The following is a 17,083-nucleotide window of genomic DNA, read 5'->3' as shown; positions in this document are numbered from 1 at the left end:
GGTAAACCGCTGTGAGACACGCGTCACAAGGGGCGCGAGTGGGGCAGGATGGGGAAATGACTGATTTGAGCACTGATTCGCCCCTGCTCGAGGTGAGCAACCTCGCGGTTAATTTCCGGACCATGGACGGAGAAGTTCCCGCTGTGCGCAACGCCGGTTTCTCCCTCCCGGCAGGCAAGACGCTGGCCATCGTGGGGGAGTCCGGGTCCGGGAAATCCACTACCGCAATGGCCGTCATCGGGCTGCTGCCCGGTAACGGCACCGTGGCTTCGGGCAGCATCCGCTTCGACGGCCAGGAACTGGTGGGCCTTCCGGAATCCAAGATGCGGGCAATCCGCGGGCGTTCCATCGGCCTGGTGCCGCAGGACCCGATGTCCAACCTCAATCCGGTCACCAAGATCGGCACCCAGGTTGCCGAAACCCTGCTGGTGCACGGGATGGCCACGTCCAAGGACGTGGACCGGAAGGTAGTGGAGGTCCTGACCGCGGCCGGGCTGCCCAACGCCGCGGAGCGCGCTAAGCAGTACCCCCATGAATTCTCGGGAGGCATGCGCCAGCGTGCCCTGATTGCCATTGGCCTGGCCTGCCGTCCCCGGCTGCTGATTGCCGACGAACCCACCAGCGCCCTGGACGTCACCGTCCAGCGGACCATCCTGGACCAGATCGATCGGATGACGGAGGAACTGGGTTCTTCCGTCCTGCTGATTACCCATGACCTGGGACTGGCAGCCGAGCGTGCCTCCGAACTGGTGGTTATGCACCGCGGCGAGGTCGTGGAAACGGGTCCCGCCCGCCAGCTCCTGGAGGACCCGCAGCACCCGTACACCCAGGCCCTGGTCCGTGCAGCTCCCAGTGTGGCAGCCGTGCGGCTGAGCCCGGGTGCCTTTGCCGGACATATCGGTTCCAAGAGCGGGGCCGCTGCCGCGACGTCGGCGGCCGGTGAACTGGCTGCGGAACCCGCGGGCGCCGGCACCGCACCGGACAACATTGTGGAATTCCGTGACCTGACCAAGGTGTTCAAGATCCGCGGCCGCTCCGATGATTTCTATGCCGCCAAGAACGTCACCCTGGACATTCCCCGCGGCCGCACCGTAGCCATTGTGGGGGAGTCCGGTTCGGGCAAAACCACCACGGCGCGGATGCTCTTGAAACTGATTGAACCCACCAGCGGAACCATGACCTTCGACGGCATGGACGTTGCCACCCTGGACAAGGTCCAGCTGCGTGAATTCCGGCAGCGCGTGCAGCCGATCTTCCAGGACCCGTACTCCTCCCTGGACCCGATGTACACCATTGAGCGGATCCTGGAAGAGCCGCTGAAAACCTACCGGCGCGGCGACAAGGCAGAGCGTCAGCGCCGCGTGCGGGAACTGATGGAGCAGGTGGCGCTGCCTCTTGAGATGCTGCACCGCTACCCTGCCGAGCTCTCGGGCGGGCAGCGGCAGCGCGTGGCCATTGCGCGTGCGCTGGCGCTCAAGCCCGAACTGATTGTCTGCGACGAGCCGGTCTCGGCACTGGACGTCCTGGTACAGGCGCAGATCCTCCAGCTGCTGGGGGACCTGCAGCGCGAGTTCGGCCTCAGCTACCTCTTCATTTCCCACGACCTGGCGGTTGTCCGGTTGATCTCCGACTATGTGTGCGTGATGAAGGACGGGGAGCTGGTGGAGGCCGCCACCTCCGAGGAGGTCTTCTCCAATCCCCGCCACCCCTACACGCGAAAACTCCTGGCCTCGATTCCCGGCAATGAGCTCAACATCGACGGCGAGCTGGCTTCCTGACCATGGCTGAAACGCCGGCGGGTTCCGCAGCGGACCTGGAAGCAGAGCTGCGGCAGCTGTTCGCAGCCCGGAACCGGGAGGACATGGCCCCCACCATCGCGGCGCTGCTGGATGTCCGGGACCGCTATCCGGACAATGCCCGCGTCCGCTATGAAGTGGGCGGCGCCTATGACACGGCAGGGGAAGAGGCAACGGCTGCCGGATACTACGAACAGGCGCTGGCGCTGGGCCTGGAAGGCGATGTGCTGCGGCGCTGCTATCTGCAGTACGGCAGCACCCTGCGGCTGCTCGGGCGCTCGGAGGAATCGCTGGCGGTCTTCGCCCGCGCCCGGCAGAGCTTTCCCGGATCAGTGTCGCTGGGGGTCTTCGAGGCCCTGACCCTGCATGCCGCGGGCAAGGCGAACGCGGCGCTCGCCGGTCTCCTGGTCCTGCTCGCGGAGAATGTTTCCTCGGAAGACCTGGAACGGTATCTCCCGGCGCTGCACGGCAACGCGGCTTACCTCGCTTCGCTCGACGGCGGGGCCGGCCACCGCGCCTGAACCCGTACCCGGCCAACCAAGCCGGACAACGAAGCCGAACAACCAAGCCGGCCAACGAAGCCGGTCAACGAAGAAGGGCCCTCCAAACGGAGGGCCCTTCTTCGTTGACCGGAGGCATTGCCGTCCGCGCTGGTTACTTTCGCCGTGTCTTGGGGTCCAAGGCCTCACGGAGGGACTCGCCCAGCAGGGTGAAGCCAAGCGCGGTGATGGCAATGCAGATACCGGGGAGGAAGGCCAGCTGCGGTGCCACGGCCAGTTCGGCCTGTGCGTAGGTAAGCATCCGGCCCCACTCGGCGGTCTGCGGCAGGCCGCCGCCGAGGCCCAGGAAGGCCAGCGCGGCGGCGTCGATGACCGCTGTCGCCAGGGTGAGGGTGGCCTGCACGATCAGCGGACCCATGCTGTTGGGCAGCAGGTGGCTCATGGTGATGGTCCGCCGGCTTAGCCCCAGGGTCTGCGCAGACAGGATGTAGTCGGCGCTGCGCTGGGAGATCATTGACGACCGCAGGAGCCGGGCGAAGATAGGTACCTGTGAGACACCGATGGCAATCATGATTGCCAGGGAACTTTGGCCCAGGAGGGCGGCAATGCTCACGGCGAGCAGCAGGTTCGGTACGGAGAGCAGGATGTCGACAAAGCGCATGATCACGCTGTCCACCCAGCCGCCCAGGCCGCCGGCGATGACCCCGAGCAGCACTCCGCCGGCCAGGCCCAGCGCCGTGGACACTACGCCGATGATCAGCGACGCGCGGGCACCCCAGATCAGCTTGGAGAGGACATCGCCGCCGAAACGGTCCAGGCCCAGGGGATAACCGTCAATGTCTCCCGGTCCGGGGATGTTCGTGGGGGTGATCTCCGTACGGCCGGGGAGGTCGTCGCCGCCAAAGGGGGCAAGCAGCGGGGCGAGGATGGCCACCAATATGAACAGCCCCACGATGACGGCGCCGGCGACGGCGGCAGGGTTGCGGCGCAGGCGGCGGAAAGCGTCTTTCCACATCCCGCTTCCGGTGGCGGGCTTGGCGGTGGGAGCACCGTCGGGAAGGATGGACCCGCCGGCTGCGGGGGGCAGAGTAGTACTCACTGGACACGCACCCTTGGATCGATGAAGCCGTAGGACACGTCAACCAGCAGGTTGATCAGCGAATACGCCACGGCAATGAAGACAATGAATCCCTGCAGGACGGGATAGTCGAGGGCGAAGATCGCGTCCCTCAGGAACCTGCCGATACCGCTGAACGCGAAGACGGTCTCGGTCAGCACTGCGCCGGAGATCAGCAGGCCGGTCTGCAGGCCGATGGTGGTGGTTACCGGCAGCATGGCGTTGCGCAGCACAAAACGGCCGCGGATGGTCTTCTCCATCAATCCTTTGGCGCGGGCCGTGCGGACATAGTCGGCGCCCTGGACCTCCAGGACCGATGCCCTGGTAATGCGCACGATGATCGCCAGCGGAATGGTCCCGAGGGCGATGGCGGGAAGCACCAGATGCATGACGGCGTCCCAGGACGCGTCCCATTCCCGGGTGAGCAGACCGTCCAAAACGTAGAAGTCGGTAACATGCGTGGCATCGATGCGCGGATCCTGGCGCCCGTCGGTGGGGAACCAGCCCAGTTGGATGGCCAGCACCCATTTGAGGATGAAGGCGAGGAAGAACACCGGGACGGTGATGCCGATCAGGGACAGGACCACCGAGGAGTGGTCCCAGAAACGTCCGTAGTGGCGGGCGGCCAGATAACCCAGCGGGATGCCGATGCCGATCGCGAAGATAAGCGCCACGACCGCCAGCTCCACGGTGGCGGGAAAGCGGGTGGCGAATTCCTCCAGCACCGGGCGCCCGGTGACGATTGAGGTACCGAAGTCGCCCTTAAGCAGCTTTCCGACATAGGTGAAGTACTGCTCGATCAGCGGGCGGTCAAAGCCGTAGGCCTTGTTGATGTTGGCGATGGCTTCGGGGGAGGCCTTGTCACCGAGCAGGGCGGTGGCCGGACCGCCGGGCAGGTTGCGGACCCACAGGAACAGCAGGATCGAAAGGCCGATCAGGGTGGGGATCAGCATAAGAAGGCGTTTGCCGATGACTCGTAGCACGAGTGTCCTTTCCCAGCCGTGGGGCTGGAGGATCTGGGGAGGAAAAGTCGAGGCGCGTAGGAGGCCGGGGACCCCGCGGGGTCCCCGGCCTCCGCTTAGGTGTTACTTGGAGAGCTTGATTTCGCTGAAGACTTCGTCGTTCACCGGGCTGGCCGGGTAGGACTCGACCCGCTCGGAGAAGGCGAGCGACGGCGCCGGGTGTGCCAGCGGGATGGCCGGCACGAACTGGGCGATGTCCTCATTGATCTGCTCGTAGAGCGGAGTCTGCTCCTCGAGGGTGGAAACCTGGCGTGCCTCTTCCAGCGCGCTGAAGATCTCCGGGTTGTTGAAGCCGAACTCGGGCTTCTCCTGGCCGAAGAACACGCCTACGAAGTTGTCCGTGTCGTTGTAGTCGCCGGTCCAGCCCAGCAGGTGCAGGCCGTGATCGGAGCCTGCCTGCACGCGGTCGAGGTAGTCCGGGGACCACTTGTCCGACTGGGGGGTGACCGTGATGCCGACTTCGGCCAGCTGCGCGCTCAGGTTGGTGAAGACCTGCTCAGGCGTCGGCATGTACGGCCGGGAGACGCCGGTGGGGTAGTTGAACTGCACGGTGAAACCGTCCGGGTAGCCGGCTTCGGCCAGCAGGGACTTGGCCTTTGCCGGGTCGTATTCGTACGTGGTGACGTCTTCGTTGTAGCCGTTGACGACGTCGGGGATGAACTGGGTGGCCACCTTGGTGCCCTCGGGCAGGGTCTGGCTGACCAGTGCTTCCTTGTCGATGGCGTGCGCAATGGCCTGGCGGACCTTGGGGTCGGCCAGCTCGGGCACCTGCTGGTTGATGCCCAGGTACAGGATGGTGAACGGATCGCGCGGGATCACCTTGAAGCCGGCGTCGGCCAGTGCCTCGGTGTCGGCGGGGGCCACGAGGTCGTAGCCGTCAATGTCGCCGGACTCCAGCGACTGGCGGCGGGCCTGCGGATCGTCGATGACGCGGAAGATGATGTCGGTGACCTGGGCGTCGTCGCCGCCCCAGTAATCCTCGTTCAGGGACAGTGTGAGCTGGTTGCCCACGTCCCAGCCGTCGAACTTGTAGGGACCGGTGCCGGTGGGGTGTTCCTTGGCGTATTCGGTCAGCTCGGGGGCTTCGGCCGTGCCCGAGGAGTTGTTGGCGCCGAATTCCTCCAGGGCGGCCGGGCTCTGCATGCTGAAGGCAGGCAGCGAGAGCGCGGCAACAAAGCCGGCGAAGGGCTTGTTCAGCGTAATCACGGCTTCGGCATCCGAGGTCGCTTCGCAGGACTTGTAGGTTGCCTCTTCGGGTGTGTCCGAGAAGCCCTTGAACAGCATGCCGTAGTAGTAGGCCTGGCTTTCGGCCTGCTGGATGCCGGTGAAGTTGTACCAGCGGTCAAAGTTGGCGCAGACCGCTTCGGCATTGAAATCGGTGCCGTCGTGGAACTTGACGCCCTCTTCGAGGTCGAACGTGTAGGTCATGCCGTCTTCCGAAGCCTCCCACGACTTCGCCAGCAGCGGGGCCGGGTCCGCGGTGCCGGGTTCGACGCCGACAAGGCCTTCGAAGATCTGGCGGCTGACGCGGAAGGACTCGCCGTCGGACGCGAAGGCGGGGTCCAGGGATTTGGGATCGGATGAAGCGGCGAAAACGAAGGTGCCGTCGACGTCACTGGAGCCGCCGTCGGCCCCTTCCTCGCGGTTGCTTTGGGCGCAGCCCGAAAGCACAAGCGCGCTCAGGGCGAGGCCGGCGGTAAGGGCGGACGCGCGCTTCTTCGCGGACCGGCCTTTCCGGACACTGTCTGCTGAAAACATGTTTTGGGTACTCCTCAAGGGCGGATGAACGCTATGCGAGTGCTGCCTGCGGCCGGAAAGCCGGCCCGGATGCGTCTGTTGGACGCACACGTATGGACAGAGCCTAATGCGGAAGTGTTTCTGTTACGTGACATTCGTCACCGTCGGCGTGGTCACGATTCGGCAACGCCAAGGCCGCGGGCGATGAGCCCGGGCATGAAAAAAGCCCCGGTCCGAAGACCGGGGCTTTGATATCCGGTGCGCGAGGAGGGACTTGAACCCACACGTCCGAAGACACTGGAACCTAAATCCAGCGCGTCTACCAATTCCGCCACTCGCGCCGATTTCCCCTGCCTGCTGTATTGCGCAGCCGGGAAACCGGTCTTAGTCTACCCGAGGTTAGTCGAGCCCCAGGTCACGCCGGAGCTTGGCAACATGCCCGGTCGCCTTCACGTTGTACTGGGCGAGGGCAACCTTGCCTTCAGGGTTCACCACCACGGTGGACCTGATCAGCCCTTCGTAGGTGCGGCCGTAGTTCTTCTTCTCGCCCCATGCTCCGTAGGCTTCGGCCACGGCGTGGTCGGCGTCGGAGAGCAGCGGAAAGTTCAGGTTTTCGGATGCCGCGAACTTCTCCAGCTTCTCCACCGGATCGGGGGAGACACCCAGGACGGTGTAGCCGGCGCCCTTGAGGCTGTTCAGGTTGTCGCGGAAGTCGCAGGCCTCCTTCGTGCAGCCGGGCGTGGCCGCGGCCGGATAGAAGTAGACGATGGTGCTGCTGCCGTGCAGGTCCGCCAATGACACGGTTGTCCCATCGGCGGCGGGAAGCGCGAATTCCGGTGCGGTTTCATCCGGGCTCAGACGGGGCATTAGGTCTCTCCTTGGTGTCGATTTCGCCGTTGGTGCGTCATAACGCGACATTTCCAACGTGCGGTGGCTATCCTAGACTGTGGATCGGGGCGTAATCAGCAAACTGACTGTTTGCGGACGGATCCGTCGCCGAGAGGAAGAGTTTTATTTTATGCCGGATATGGAGCGCTGGCCCACCGGGCGCCTGCTATCTACAGCTGCACGCCTAGTAGAGCATGCCTGGAACGAGCGGTTGGTCAGCATCGGCCTGACCCACGCAGGCGTTATCGCGTTGGGTGTTCTTGACTCCCAGGGGCCAATGACGCAGGCACGCCTGGCACAGCTTGTGCGGGTTCAGGCCCAGACGATGGGCAAGACCCTCGCCCGCCTGGAGACCCACGGACACGTTAGCCGTGTGCGCAATGACCTCGACAAGCGCAGCCACATGGTGACGATCACCGAGCAGGGCAAGGAAGCACTCCACGAAGCGCAGAACATCGAGCGCACGCTCCTCGACGGCGGAGAGCTGCTGTCAGAGGCACTGCGCACCCAGCTGCGGAAGGTCATCAGCGAGTTGGGAAGCCCGCGGTGGCAGGTCGCCGTCGACGTCCCCGGACTTCCGGTCCCGCCCGAAAGCGGTTTGGTGATCCTGCCGGAAAGTGCGGACGCCACGGAGGCTGCGGAAGCCCCGGCGGACCGCCGCTGACCGCCGGAGCGGGACCGAAAACGTACGAAGAGGCACATCCGCTGGATGTGCCTCTTCTTTCGTTTGGCCGTTAGCCTCAGTGGTAAGCACGCTGACGAAAGGGCTGCCCGTGGAGCATAAGGTCAACGCGAAGTACACCAACTTCGCGAGCGTCATTGATGACGCCACCCTGGAGCAAAACACCAGGACGGCCCGGATGCCGTTCATCTATCCGCACCTGGCCTCCATGCCGGACGCGCACCTGGGGAAGGGTGCAGCTGTCGGATCCGTGATCCCCACCCTGGGGGCAATCATCCCTGCGGCGGTGGGCGTCGATATCGGCTGCGGAATGATTGCCGTCCGCACCCGGCTCTTTGCCGCGGACATTGCGGGCCTGAACCGCCGGGTTCTCCGCGAAGCGATAGAACATGCCATTCCGCTCTCAGCCGGCAACAACAACCGCAGCCTCACCGATTCGGCGCGTCTCCGGGTCGAGGAACTGGCCGACGACGCCGCTGCCGCCGGCTTTGACCCCGCGTCCTACCTCAGCGGCTGGCGGCTCCAGCTGGGCACCCTGGGCTCGGGGAACCACTTCATCGAAGTGTCCCTGGATGAAGAGGACGCGATCTGGCTGTTCCTGCATTCGGGCTCGCGCGGTGTCGGGAACAAGATCGCGCAGCAGCACATCTGGTCGGCACAGAACTACTGCGGCAAGCGCTCCATCGACCTGCCGGACCGGGACCTGGCGTACCTGGAGGAGGGGACCGAGGAGTTCGACCGGTACATTGCGGAACTGATGTGGGCCCAGAAGTTCGCCCTGCTGAGCCGTGAGGAAATGATGGACCGGGTCGTGGGATGCTTCAGTGCCTGGACGGGGGAGGCCGTGCAGGAACGGCAGCGGATCAACTGCCACCACAACTACACCGAGGTTGAGCACCACTACGGCAGGGACGTCTGGCTCTCGCGGAAGGGCGCCATCGACGCTTCGCCGGGACGTCCGGGGCTGATCCCGGGATCCATGGGCACGGCGTCGTACGTGGTGGAAGGCAAGGGCTACGCGCCGTCGCTGAACTCCGCACCGCACGGCGCAGGCAGGGAGTATTCCCGGACGAAAGCGCGCAGGACCTTCAGCCAGGAGCAGCTGCGGAAGGCAATGAAGGGGATCGAGTTCCGCGACACCCCCGTTTTCATTGACGAGATCCCGGCGGCGTACAAGGACATCGACGCCGTGATGGCGGACGCGAAGGATCTGGTCACGGTGAAGCACGTGCTGCGGCAGATCGTGAACGTCAAGGGAAACTAAGCCCCGAATCCAGTGCAACGGGCCCGCAACGGTAGGGTATGGACCCATGACCAGACCCGCAGAGCTCCTTGCCGCCTATGACCGCCAGTTGCGCACCGATGCGGAAACTCCCGGCGCAGTCGCCGTGGAACGGCTGGGACCCCTGCGCCTGGTGACGTTCGACGGCGGCCGGGGCTTCATCACCTACGCCGACCTGGACGGGGCGGATGCCGAGACCATTGCCGGCTGGGTAGCCGGTGCCCTCGCGTATTACCGGAGCGATCCGCAGATCCGGAAGGTGGAGTGGAAGACCCGGAGCCATGACCGGGCACCCGGACTCCACGAATCACTGCTGCGCAACGGGTTCGAACCGGACGAACCCGAATCCATCATGATCGGGCGCGCGGCGGACCTGGCGGTGGATGTCCCGGTTCCCGAAGGGGTTGCCCTCCGCCGCGTCACGGAAGAGCAGGATATCCGCGCCATGAGTGCCATGGCGGACGGTGTATTCGGTGATCCGGTCTCCATTGCAACGGCGGACTCCCTCCTGCGCCGGTTGTCCCGCGGCGACGGGATGGAACTCTGGGTGGCGGAAAGCGGCGGCACGATCGTCAGCGCCGGCCGCCTGGAACCGGTTGCCGGCACGGAGTTCGCAGGCATCTGGGGCGGTGCAACGCTGGCGCCCTGGCGCGGCCGGGGTATCTACCGCGCACTTACCGCAGCCCGTGCCCGGTCCGCGCTGGCAGCGGGCAAGACCCTGATCCACAGCGATTCCACGGAGTACTCCCGCCCGATCCTGGAGCGCTCCGGCTTCCTGAAGGTGTCCGCCACAACGCCGTATCTCTGGCGTGCGGAGGCGTAGCTGCAGGAGCCGGAGCGCTGGCCGCTGGCGCCGGCGGCCGCGGAGCTGTTCGCGGATGAGTTCCCGGCGGCAAAACGAAAAAACCCCGTCCGACAGGCGCAATGCCTGGTCAGACGGGGTTTTCACTGGTGCACCCCCCGGGACTTGAACCCGGAACCCATTGATTAAGAGTCAATTGCTCTGCCAATTGAGCTAGAGGTGCGCACTTTGTTGGAAGGAAGACCTTCGCCGTGAGGCGCGGTTCGTTCTCCGCAACGACATGAAACATTACCACGTGTCGGCAGGCTCCACGAAATCCGGCCTGCATGCCCGGAGCCGCTGCCCGCCAGGGCAACAAAAAACCCCGCCCGGCCAGGCGAAGAGCCTGATCGGACGGGGTAATTGGTGCACCCCCCGGGACTTGAACCCGGAACCCATTGATTAAGAGTCAATTGCTCTGCCAATTGAGCTAGAGGTGCGTATTCGAGGTGATGGAAACCAGCGGATTTTCTCCGTGGTCGGCATCAGCAACGACATGAAACACTACCAGCAGTTCCGCCGGAGAACGAAATTCCGGCAGCTTTTGTGTCCCGTCTCACGTTGCATTCCGTTCCGGCGTACCGCCTGGATGGGGGAGGACCACCAATTCGCCCGGATTACCGTCCCAGTCGCCGCTGCTGTCCACCACCCAGGTCCGTGCGGGGAGGTTCGACGCCGGGTCCCCGGTGGTCACTGTCGTAACGGCGTCGCCGGGGACCGGGGTAACCGGAAGGTCAGGGTCCGGCACACCGGAAGTGTCGATCCCCGCAGCGGTCCGCACGGCACCGTGGGCCAGCATCCGCTCAGCTGTCCGGGCTGCCCAGACAACCGCAACGGACCCAACCCCCAGGGCTGTGAAGAGAAAGGATTTCCGGGCCACGGCGGCCTCCTTCGATCGGCGGAAGGCACGTTTTTCACGTTACGGCCGGCGCCTGCCGCTGTCCATAGTCGAGGACCCGGTTACGCTGGCTGGCATGGCCGACACTGAATCCCGCAATGTTCCGGTGCGCACCCTAACCGTGCCCACGCCCGAACTTCTGGAAGCCCTGCAGCCCCTGCCCGACGGCATGAAGGCAGCCGTCTGGGACCTGGCCGGTGAGCCCGAGGGGGTGGCGTATCCGGACATCGATGCAGTGGTGCTTCCCTACGCTAACGGATCAGACTACGGAGATGCGCTGGACCGGGTGCCGAACCTGCTGCTCCTGCAGGCGCAGTCGACGGGCTATGACGGGCTGCCCGAGCTGGTCGGTGAGGGGACGGGCATCGCCAGTGCCGCCGGCGTCCATGCGGCCGCCACGGCCGAGATGGCCCTTACCCTGATCCTGTCCGCGCAGCGGGGAATCGACAACGCGCTGAGCGCCCAGCATGAGGGCCGGTGGGAATCGATCCGGTATCCGGGGCTGGCGGACCGCCGCGTGCTCCTCGTGGGGGTCGGCGGAATCGGCCGGGAGATTGCCGCGCGGCTGCACCCGTTCGACGTCGAGCTGACCCGGGTGGGCAGCACGGCGCGGACGGATGACGACGGCGCCGTGCACGGTACGGACGAACTCACCGATCTGGCGGCCCGGGCCGAGATCCTGGTGGTCATCACACCCTTGAACGAGCAGACCCGCCACCTCATCGACGCCAACGTACTCGCCGCCCTGCCGGACGGGGCGCTGGTGGTCAACGTTGCCCGCGGCGCCGTGGTGGACAGCGAAGCCCTCACCAAGGAAGTGGTGTCCGGACGGCTGCGCGCGGCTCTGGACGTCTTCGATCCGGAGCCCCTGCCGGCAGAGCATCCGCTGCGGCAGGCATCCGGGGCGATTATTACCCCGCACTGGGGCGGAAACACCGCAGCCTTCGAACCCCGGATCAAGGCCCTGCTGCGCGAACAGGTGCAGCGGCTGGCAGCAGGAAAAGAACCGCTGAACCTCGTCCGCCCCGGCCCGTGGGGGTAGGCGAACCGCCTGCGCCCTAGGCCAGTTCCAGGTAGGAGTCCACGAAGGAACGGAAATCTTCCCAGTCGGCGGACTGCTCCAGCAGCCGCTCGCCCGCTGAAGCCGTGGCCGGCAGGGTGGCCTGCGCTTCCACGGCAAACTGGAAGACGCGGCCGGTGCTTGTGCCCACCTCGTACGCGTCCGTGTCCAGCTCGTCGGTGTGGCTCAGATTGGTGGTGTTCACGGAAGTGGGTACTTCCAGCCCGGCGAGGGTATCGACGTCGAACGGAGCAAACACAACCTCGGCCGGACGCCACCGGTAGCCCAGCACGTAAAAACCGGTTTCACCGTCGAGGCCCGGCGTGGCCAGCACCAGGTTGTAGTCACCGTAATTGGGAATCTGGGATTCGAAGACGCGGCGCAGCACCCGCTTCAGCTGGTTGCTGGCGGGGTTTCCCAGGTCTGCAGTGTCCGTCTCCGCAGTATGTACGCCCGGATCCGTGGATCCTGTATCCGATGTCATACCCCCAGTCTATGAACACCGTCCCCCTATTCGGGAAGCCCGTGCCGTCCCTGCCTCTGATCTTCATCTGCTGTTCACAGGCCGTAACAACAGACGCGAATGTCCGTCACAGAGACCATCCCGGCAGGCTTAAGTCCTACGATCTACCCATGAGCGTGGACAACACACCGGACATCAAACCCCGCAGCCGAGTCGTTACGGACGGCATACACGCCGCCCCTGCCCGCGGCATGTTCCGTGCCGTAGGCATGGGCGACGACGACTTCGCGAAGCCGCAGATCGGCGTCGCCAGTTCCTGGAACGAGATCACTCCCTGCAACCTATCCCTGAACCGCCTCGCCACCGGCGCCAAAGAAGGCATCCACGCAGGCGGCGGCTTCCCCATGCAGTTCGGCACCATTTCTGTCTCGGACGGCATTTCCATGGGCCACGAGGGCATGCACTTTTCCCTGGTTTCCCGCGAAGTCATAGCGGACTCGGTGGAAACGGTGATGATGGCCGAGCGCCTGGACGGCTCCGTGCTGCTTGCCGGCTGCGACAAGTCCCTGCCCGGCATGCTGATGGCGGCAGCGCGCCTGGACCTCTCCAGCGTCTTCCTCTATGCCGGTTCGATCATGCCCGGCTTCGCCAAGATGGAGGACGGCAGCGAGCGGGAAGTCACCCTGATCGACGCCTTCGAAGCCGTGGGTGCCTGCGCCGCGGGCAAGATGAGCCTGAAGGACCTCGACTCGATTGAACGGGCCATCTGCCCGGGTGAAGGTGCCTGCGGCGGGATGTACACCGCCAACACCATGGCCTGCATCGGCGAGGCCCTGGGCATGTCCCTGCCCGGTTCGGCCGCGCCGCCCTCCGCGGACCGGCGCCGCGACGAGTTTGCCCGCAAATCCGGCGAGGCAGTGGTCAACCTGCTGCGCAAGGGCATCACCGCCCGCGACATCATGACCAAGAAGGCCTTCGAAAACGCCATCGCCGTCACCATGGCCTTCGGCGGCTCCACCAACGCCGTGCTGCACCTGCTGGCCATCGCCCGCGAGGCCGAAGTGGACCTCACCCTCGAGGATTTCAACCGCATCGGCGACACCATCCCGCACCTCGGCGACCTGAAGCCGTTCGGCCGGTACGTGATGTTCGACGTCGACAAGATCGGCGGCGTGCCCGTGATCATGAAGGCACTGCTCGACGCCGGCCTGATCCACGGCGACTGCCTCACGGTCACCGGCAAGACCGTGGCGGAGAACCTCGCGGCCATCAACCCGCCGGATCCGGACGGGAAGGTCCTGCGTGCCATGGACAACCCCATCCACAAGACCGGCGGCATCACCGTCCTGAAGGGGTCCATGGCTCCGGAAGGCGCTGTGGTGAAGAGCGCAGGGTTCGACGCCGACGTCTTCGAAGGCACCGCACGGGTCTTCGAGCGTGAACAGGGCGCCCTGGACGCCCTGGACGCCGGCGAGATCTCTGCCGGCGACGTTGTGGTCATCCGCTACGAGGGCCCCAAGGGCGGACCGGGCATGCGCGAAATGCTCGCCATTACCGGCGCCATCAAGGGTGCCGGCCTGGGCAAGGATGTCCTGCTGCTGACGGATGGCCGCTTTTCCGGCGGCACCACGGGCCTGTGTATCGGCCACGTTGCACCCGAAGCGGTCGACGGCGGTCCCATTGCTTTCGTGAAGGACGGCGACCGGATCCGGGTGGACATTGCCGCCCGCAGTTTTGACCTGCTGGTGGACCCGGACGAGCTCGAAGCCCGCAAGGTCGGCTGGCAGCCGCTGCCGCACAAGTTCACCAAGGGTGTACTGGCCAAGTACGCCAAGATGGTGAACTCCGCGTCCACCGGGGCGTACTGCGGGTGATAAGGCTTCCCCAAGGGCACCCGCTGGCGCGGATGCCCTTGGGGCCCCTCAGGCCTTTGCAGCCTTATTAAGCCCTGCCCGGCTGATAAGGCTTCCCCAAGGGCACCCGCTGGCGCGGATGCCCTTGGGGCCCCTCAGGCCTTTGCAGCCTTATTAAGCCCTGCCGCCTCCCGTGGGCAGGTCCCAAAAGCCGAGACGCACGTCCAGATAGTGAGACGGACGTCTCATAAGATTGACACCCCCGTAGGGGAACGCAAGACTGAACGGTATGCAGATCGTACCCGTCGTCCTTATCAAGCGCGTGGCGTAACAGCCCGACTTGTCTAAGACGTCACGCGCGAACCCCTACGGAGCCAACAGGCACGAGGGGTTTTTTTATTGGCATCGTCAGTTTTGGCTTCGCTGAACACAGAAGCCGTACCGGGCACAACCCGGGCCGGCCGTCGCATGACCGCATTGACCATGGATTAGCATCCGCAAAGGAAGTTCCGATGAGTAAGGGATCGCCAATCAGCCCTTCGCTGATGGCCTCGAAGGCAAATGCCGCTGCACGCGCGGCAGCAGCCAAGACCAAAGACGTAGCCAGTTCCGTGTCTGCGCATCCGGAAGCCGCGGATGAGCGCATCCAGGGGCCCAACAACACCGTTCCGCCCACCGAGATGACCGGCTCGCAGGCCATCGTCCGTTCGCTTGAGGAACTCGGCGTCGACGAAGTCTTCGGACTGCCCGGCGGCGCCATCCTGCCCACTTATGACCCGCTCATGGATTCCACCAAGATCCGGCACATCCTGGTCCGGCACGAGCAGGGCGCAGGCCATGCAGCCGAAGGCTACGCCATGGTGACCGGACGGGCCGGCGTCTGCATTGTGACCTCCGGACCCGGGGCCACCAACCTCGTCACCGCCATTGCCGACGCCCACATGGACTCCGTGCCGATGGTCGCCATCACCGGACAGGTCTCCAGCGCGTTCATCGGCTCCGATGCCTTCCAGGAAGCCGACATCGTGGGCATCACGATGCCCATCACCAAGCACTCCTATCTGGTGACCGATGCCGCCGACATCCCCCGGGTGCTGGCCGAGGCCTTCCATATTGCGACGTCGGGCCGTCCCGGTCCGGTCCTCGTCGACATTGCCAAGGACGCGCAGCAGGCGAAGACCACCTTCTCCTGGCCGCCGAAGATCGATCTGCAGGGCTACCGCACCGTGGTCCGCGGACATTCCAAGCAGGTGCGCGAGGCTGCCCGCCTGATTGCCGCCTCGCAGCGGCCCGTGTTCTACGTGGGCGGCGGCGTGCTCAAGGCCAACGCCTCGGCGGAGCTGCTCGAACTGGCCGAACTGGTGGGCGCCCCGGTGGTCACCACGCTGATGGCCCGCGGCGTTTTCCCCGACTCGCACGAACTGCATGTCGGCATGCCCGGGATGCACGGTGCGGTTTCCGCCGTGACCGCCCTGCAGCAGTCGGACCTGCTGATCACCCTCGGCGCCCGTTTCGATGACCGGGTCACCGGGGTGCTGAGCTCCTTCGCACCCGGCGCCAAAGTCATCCACGCGGACATCGACCCGGCGGAGATCTCCAAGAACCGTCCGGCGGATGTACCGATTGTGGGCTCGGTGAAGGAAATCATCCCCGAACTGGCCGACGCCGTGCGCGGACAATTCGAAACCGCGAAACCCGACATCTCGGCCTGGTGGGCCGTGCTGAACCGGCTGCGTGAAACCTACCCGATCGGTTACGCCACGCCCGAAGACGGACTGATTGCCCCGCAGAAGGTCATCGAACGCATCGGTGCGATGACCGGCCCCGAAGGCGTCTACGTGGCCGGCGTGGGCCAGCACCAGATGTGGTCCGCACAGTTCATCAAGTACGAGCGCCCCCGGGCCTGGCTGAACTCCGGCGGACTGGGCACCATGGGTTATTCGGTGCCTGCGGCCATGGGCGCGAAGGTGGGCGCACCGGACCGGGTGGTCTGGGCCATCGACGGCGACGGCTGCTTCCAGATGACCAACCAGGAACTGGCCACCTGCCTGATCAACAACATTCCGATCAAGGTCGCCATCATCAACAACTCCTCGCTGGGCATGGTCCGGCAGTGGCAGACGCTCTTCTACGAGTCCCGCTACTCCAACACGGACCTCAACACCGGGCATGACACCGTGCGGATCCCGGACTTCGTCAAGCTGGCCGAGGCGTACGGCTGCGTAGGCCTGCGCTGCGAACGCGACGAGGATATCGACGCGACCATCGCGCAGGCGCTGGAGATCAATGACCGCCCCGTGGTGATCGACTTCGTGGTCAGCCGCGACTCCATGGTGTGGCCGATGGTTCCCACCGGTGTCAGCAACGACCTGATCCAGATTGCCCGCAACATGACTCCCACCTGGGAAGAGGAGGACTAGGAAATGGCCCGCCACACCCTTTCCGTGCTGGTAGAAGACGTTCCCGGCGTGCTGACCCGGGTCGCCTCGCTGTTTGCCCGCCGGGCATTCAACATCAATTCCCTGGCTGTGGGCCCCTCGGAGGTGCCGGGCATGTCCCGCATCACCGTAGTGGTCGACGCCGAGGGTGACCTGCTCGAGCAGGTCACTAAACAGCTGAACAAGCTCATCAACGTCATCAAGATTGTCGAGCTGGTTCCGGATTCTTCCGTGCAGCGGGACCACATCCTGGTCAAGGTCCGCGCGGATGCCGCAACCCGGCTGCAGGTAACCCAGGCAGCCGAGCTGTTCCGCGCCTCGATAGTGGATGTCTCCACCGACTCGCTCATCGTCGAGGCAACAGGCACCGCCGACAAGCTCAACGCACTGCTCTCGGTGCTTGAGCCCTTCGGCATCCGCGAAATAGTCCAATCCGGAACCCTGGCCGTTGCCCGCGGCTCAAAATCCATGAGCGACCGCGCGCTGCGCAGCGCCTGAGTTCCCCC

General features: G+C 65.1%; 15 protein-coding genes and 3 tRNA genes. 9 read left to right on the top strand and 9 right to left on the bottom strand.

What is annotated here, in order from left to right:
- Positions 1-56: 56 nt before the first annotated feature.
- Both NNX34_RS00155 and NNX34_RS00150 read left to right on the top strand, forming a co-directional pair.
- The gene (locus NNX34_RS00155; protein ID WP_255764591.1) at positions 57-1,778 is read left to right on the top strand and encodes an ABC transporter ATP-binding protein; all 1,722 of its coding nucleotides are present in this window, start codon (positions 57-59) and stop codon (positions 1,776-1,778) included.
- Positions 1,779-1,780: 2 nt separating this feature from the next.
- A complete protein-coding gene (locus NNX34_RS00150) occupies positions 1,781-2,317 on the top strand; it encodes a tetratricopeptide repeat protein (protein ID WP_255764590.1) in 537 nt (178 codons plus the stop codon).
- 133 nt (positions 2,318-2,450) lie between these two features.
- On the opposite strand, the gene NNX34_RS00145 is transcribed toward NNX34_RS00150, so the two are convergent.
- From NNX34_RS00145 to bcp, 5 genes are all read right to left on the bottom strand, one after another.
- Positions 2,451-3,395: an ABC transporter permease gene (locus tag NNX34_RS00145; RefSeq protein ID WP_370646904.1), complete on the bottom strand. Its 945-nt coding sequence runs from the start codon at positions 3,393-3,395 to the stop codon at positions 2,451-2,453.
- Positions 3,392-4,396, bottom strand: a complete 1,005-nt coding sequence (locus NNX34_RS00140) for an ABC transporter permease (RefSeq protein ID WP_227918216.1) — start codon at positions 4,394-4,396, stop codon at positions 3,392-3,394. Before NNX34_RS00140 ends, NNX34_RS00145 begins: the two co-directional genes overlap by 4 nt.
- Positions 4,397-4,498: 102 nt before the next feature.
- Positions 4,499-6,193, bottom strand: coding sequence for an ABC transporter substrate-binding protein (locus NNX34_RS00135; protein WP_255764588.1), 1,695 nt, complete (start codon positions 6,191-6,193; stop codon positions 4,499-4,501).
- 238 nt (positions 6,194-6,431) lie between these two features.
- A tRNA-Leu gene (locus NNX34_RS00130) sits at positions 6,432-6,513 on the bottom strand.
- Positions 6,514-6,571: 58 nt separating this feature from the next.
- Positions 6,572-7,039: a thioredoxin-dependent thiol peroxidase gene (gene bcp / locus NNX34_RS00125; protein WP_227918214.1), complete on the bottom strand. Its 468-nt coding sequence runs from the start codon at positions 7,037-7,039 to the stop codon at positions 6,572-6,574.
- A 151-nt stretch (positions 7,040-7,190) separates the two neighbouring features.
- On the opposite strand from bcp, the gene NNX34_RS00120 reads away from it, so the two are divergent.
- The 3 genes from NNX34_RS00120 to NNX34_RS00110 all read left to right on the top strand — a co-directional run bounded on the left by NNX34_RS00120 (position 7,191) and on the right by NNX34_RS00110 (position 9,847).
- On the top strand, positions 7,191-7,724 hold the full coding sequence (locus tag NNX34_RS00120) for a MarR family winged helix-turn-helix transcriptional regulator (protein WP_255764587.1): 534 nt from the start codon (positions 7,191-7,193) through the stop codon (positions 7,722-7,724).
- A 109-nt stretch (positions 7,725-7,833) separates the two neighbouring features.
- Positions 7,834-9,006 (top strand): RtcB family protein, encoded by a 1,173-nt coding sequence (locus NNX34_RS00115; RefSeq protein WP_255764586.1) that lies wholly within the window; start codon positions 7,834-7,836, stop codon positions 9,004-9,006.
- A 46-nt stretch (positions 9,007-9,052) separates the two neighbouring features.
- A complete protein-coding gene (locus tag NNX34_RS00110) occupies positions 9,053-9,847 on the top strand; it encodes a GNAT family N-acetyltransferase (protein ID WP_255764585.1) in 795 nt (264 codons plus the stop codon).
- 126 nt (positions 9,848-9,973) lie between these two features.
- Here the strand turns inward: NNX34_RS00110 and NNX34_RS00105 are convergent.
- The 3 genes from NNX34_RS00105 to NNX34_RS00095 all read right to left on the bottom strand — a co-directional run bounded on the left by NNX34_RS00105 (position 9,974) and on the right by NNX34_RS00095 (position 10,745).
- A tRNA-Lys gene (locus tag NNX34_RS00105) sits at positions 9,974-10,049 on the bottom strand.
- Between the two features lie 180 nt (positions 10,050-10,229).
- A tRNA-Lys gene (locus NNX34_RS00100) sits at positions 10,230-10,305 on the bottom strand.
- Positions 10,306-10,421: 116 nt separating this feature from the next.
- Positions 10,422-10,745: a hypothetical protein gene (locus tag NNX34_RS00095; RefSeq protein WP_255764584.1), complete on the bottom strand. Its 324-nt coding sequence runs from the start codon at positions 10,743-10,745 to the stop codon at positions 10,422-10,424.
- Positions 10,746-10,839: 94 nt separating this feature from the next.
- Here NNX34_RS00095 and NNX34_RS00090 point away from each other — a divergent pair, with 94 nt between their 5' ends.
- Positions 10,840-11,805: a 2-hydroxyacid dehydrogenase gene (locus NNX34_RS00090; RefSeq protein ID WP_255764583.1), complete on the top strand. Its 966-nt coding sequence runs from the start codon at positions 10,840-10,842 to the stop codon at positions 11,803-11,805.
- A 16-nt stretch (positions 11,806-11,821) separates the two neighbouring features.
- Here NNX34_RS00090 and NNX34_RS00085 read toward each other — a convergent pair whose 3' ends face one another.
- A complete protein-coding gene (locus tag NNX34_RS00085) occupies positions 11,822-12,307 on the bottom strand; it encodes a hypothetical protein (protein ID WP_255764582.1) in 486 nt (161 codons plus the stop codon).
- Between the two features lie 149 nt (positions 12,308-12,456).
- On the opposite strand from NNX34_RS00085, the gene ilvD reads away from it, so the two are divergent.
- The 3 genes from ilvD to ilvN all read left to right on the top strand — a co-directional run bounded on the left by ilvD (position 12,457) and on the right by ilvN (position 17,075).
- Positions 12,457-14,160, top strand: coding sequence for a dihydroxy-acid dehydratase (gene ilvD / locus NNX34_RS00080; RefSeq protein WP_255764581.1), 1,704 nt, complete (start codon positions 12,457-12,459; stop codon positions 14,158-14,160).
- A gap of 491 nt (positions 14,161-14,651) precedes the next feature.
- Complete coding sequence (locus tag NNX34_RS00075; RefSeq protein WP_255764580.1) at positions 14,652-16,559, top strand: acetolactate synthase large subunit; 1,908 nt, start codon at positions 14,652-14,654, stop codon at positions 16,557-16,559.
- Positions 16,560-16,562: 3 nt separating this feature from the next.
- Positions 16,563-17,075 carry an acetolactate synthase small subunit gene (gene ilvN, locus NNX34_RS00070; protein WP_227918205.1) on the top strand — a complete coding sequence of 171 codons (513 nt, stop codon included), beginning with the start codon at positions 16,563-16,565 and terminating at the stop codon, positions 17,073-17,075.
- Positions 17,076-17,083: the final 8 nt, after the last annotated feature.

Source organism: Arthrobacter sp. zg-Y1116 (genome assembly GCF_024385485.1).
In the GTDB taxonomy this organism is placed as follows: domain Bacteria; phylum Actinomycetota; class Actinomycetes; order Actinomycetales; family Micrococcaceae; genus Arthrobacter_B.
This window is presented reverse-complemented; position numbering and strand designations above follow the sequence as displayed.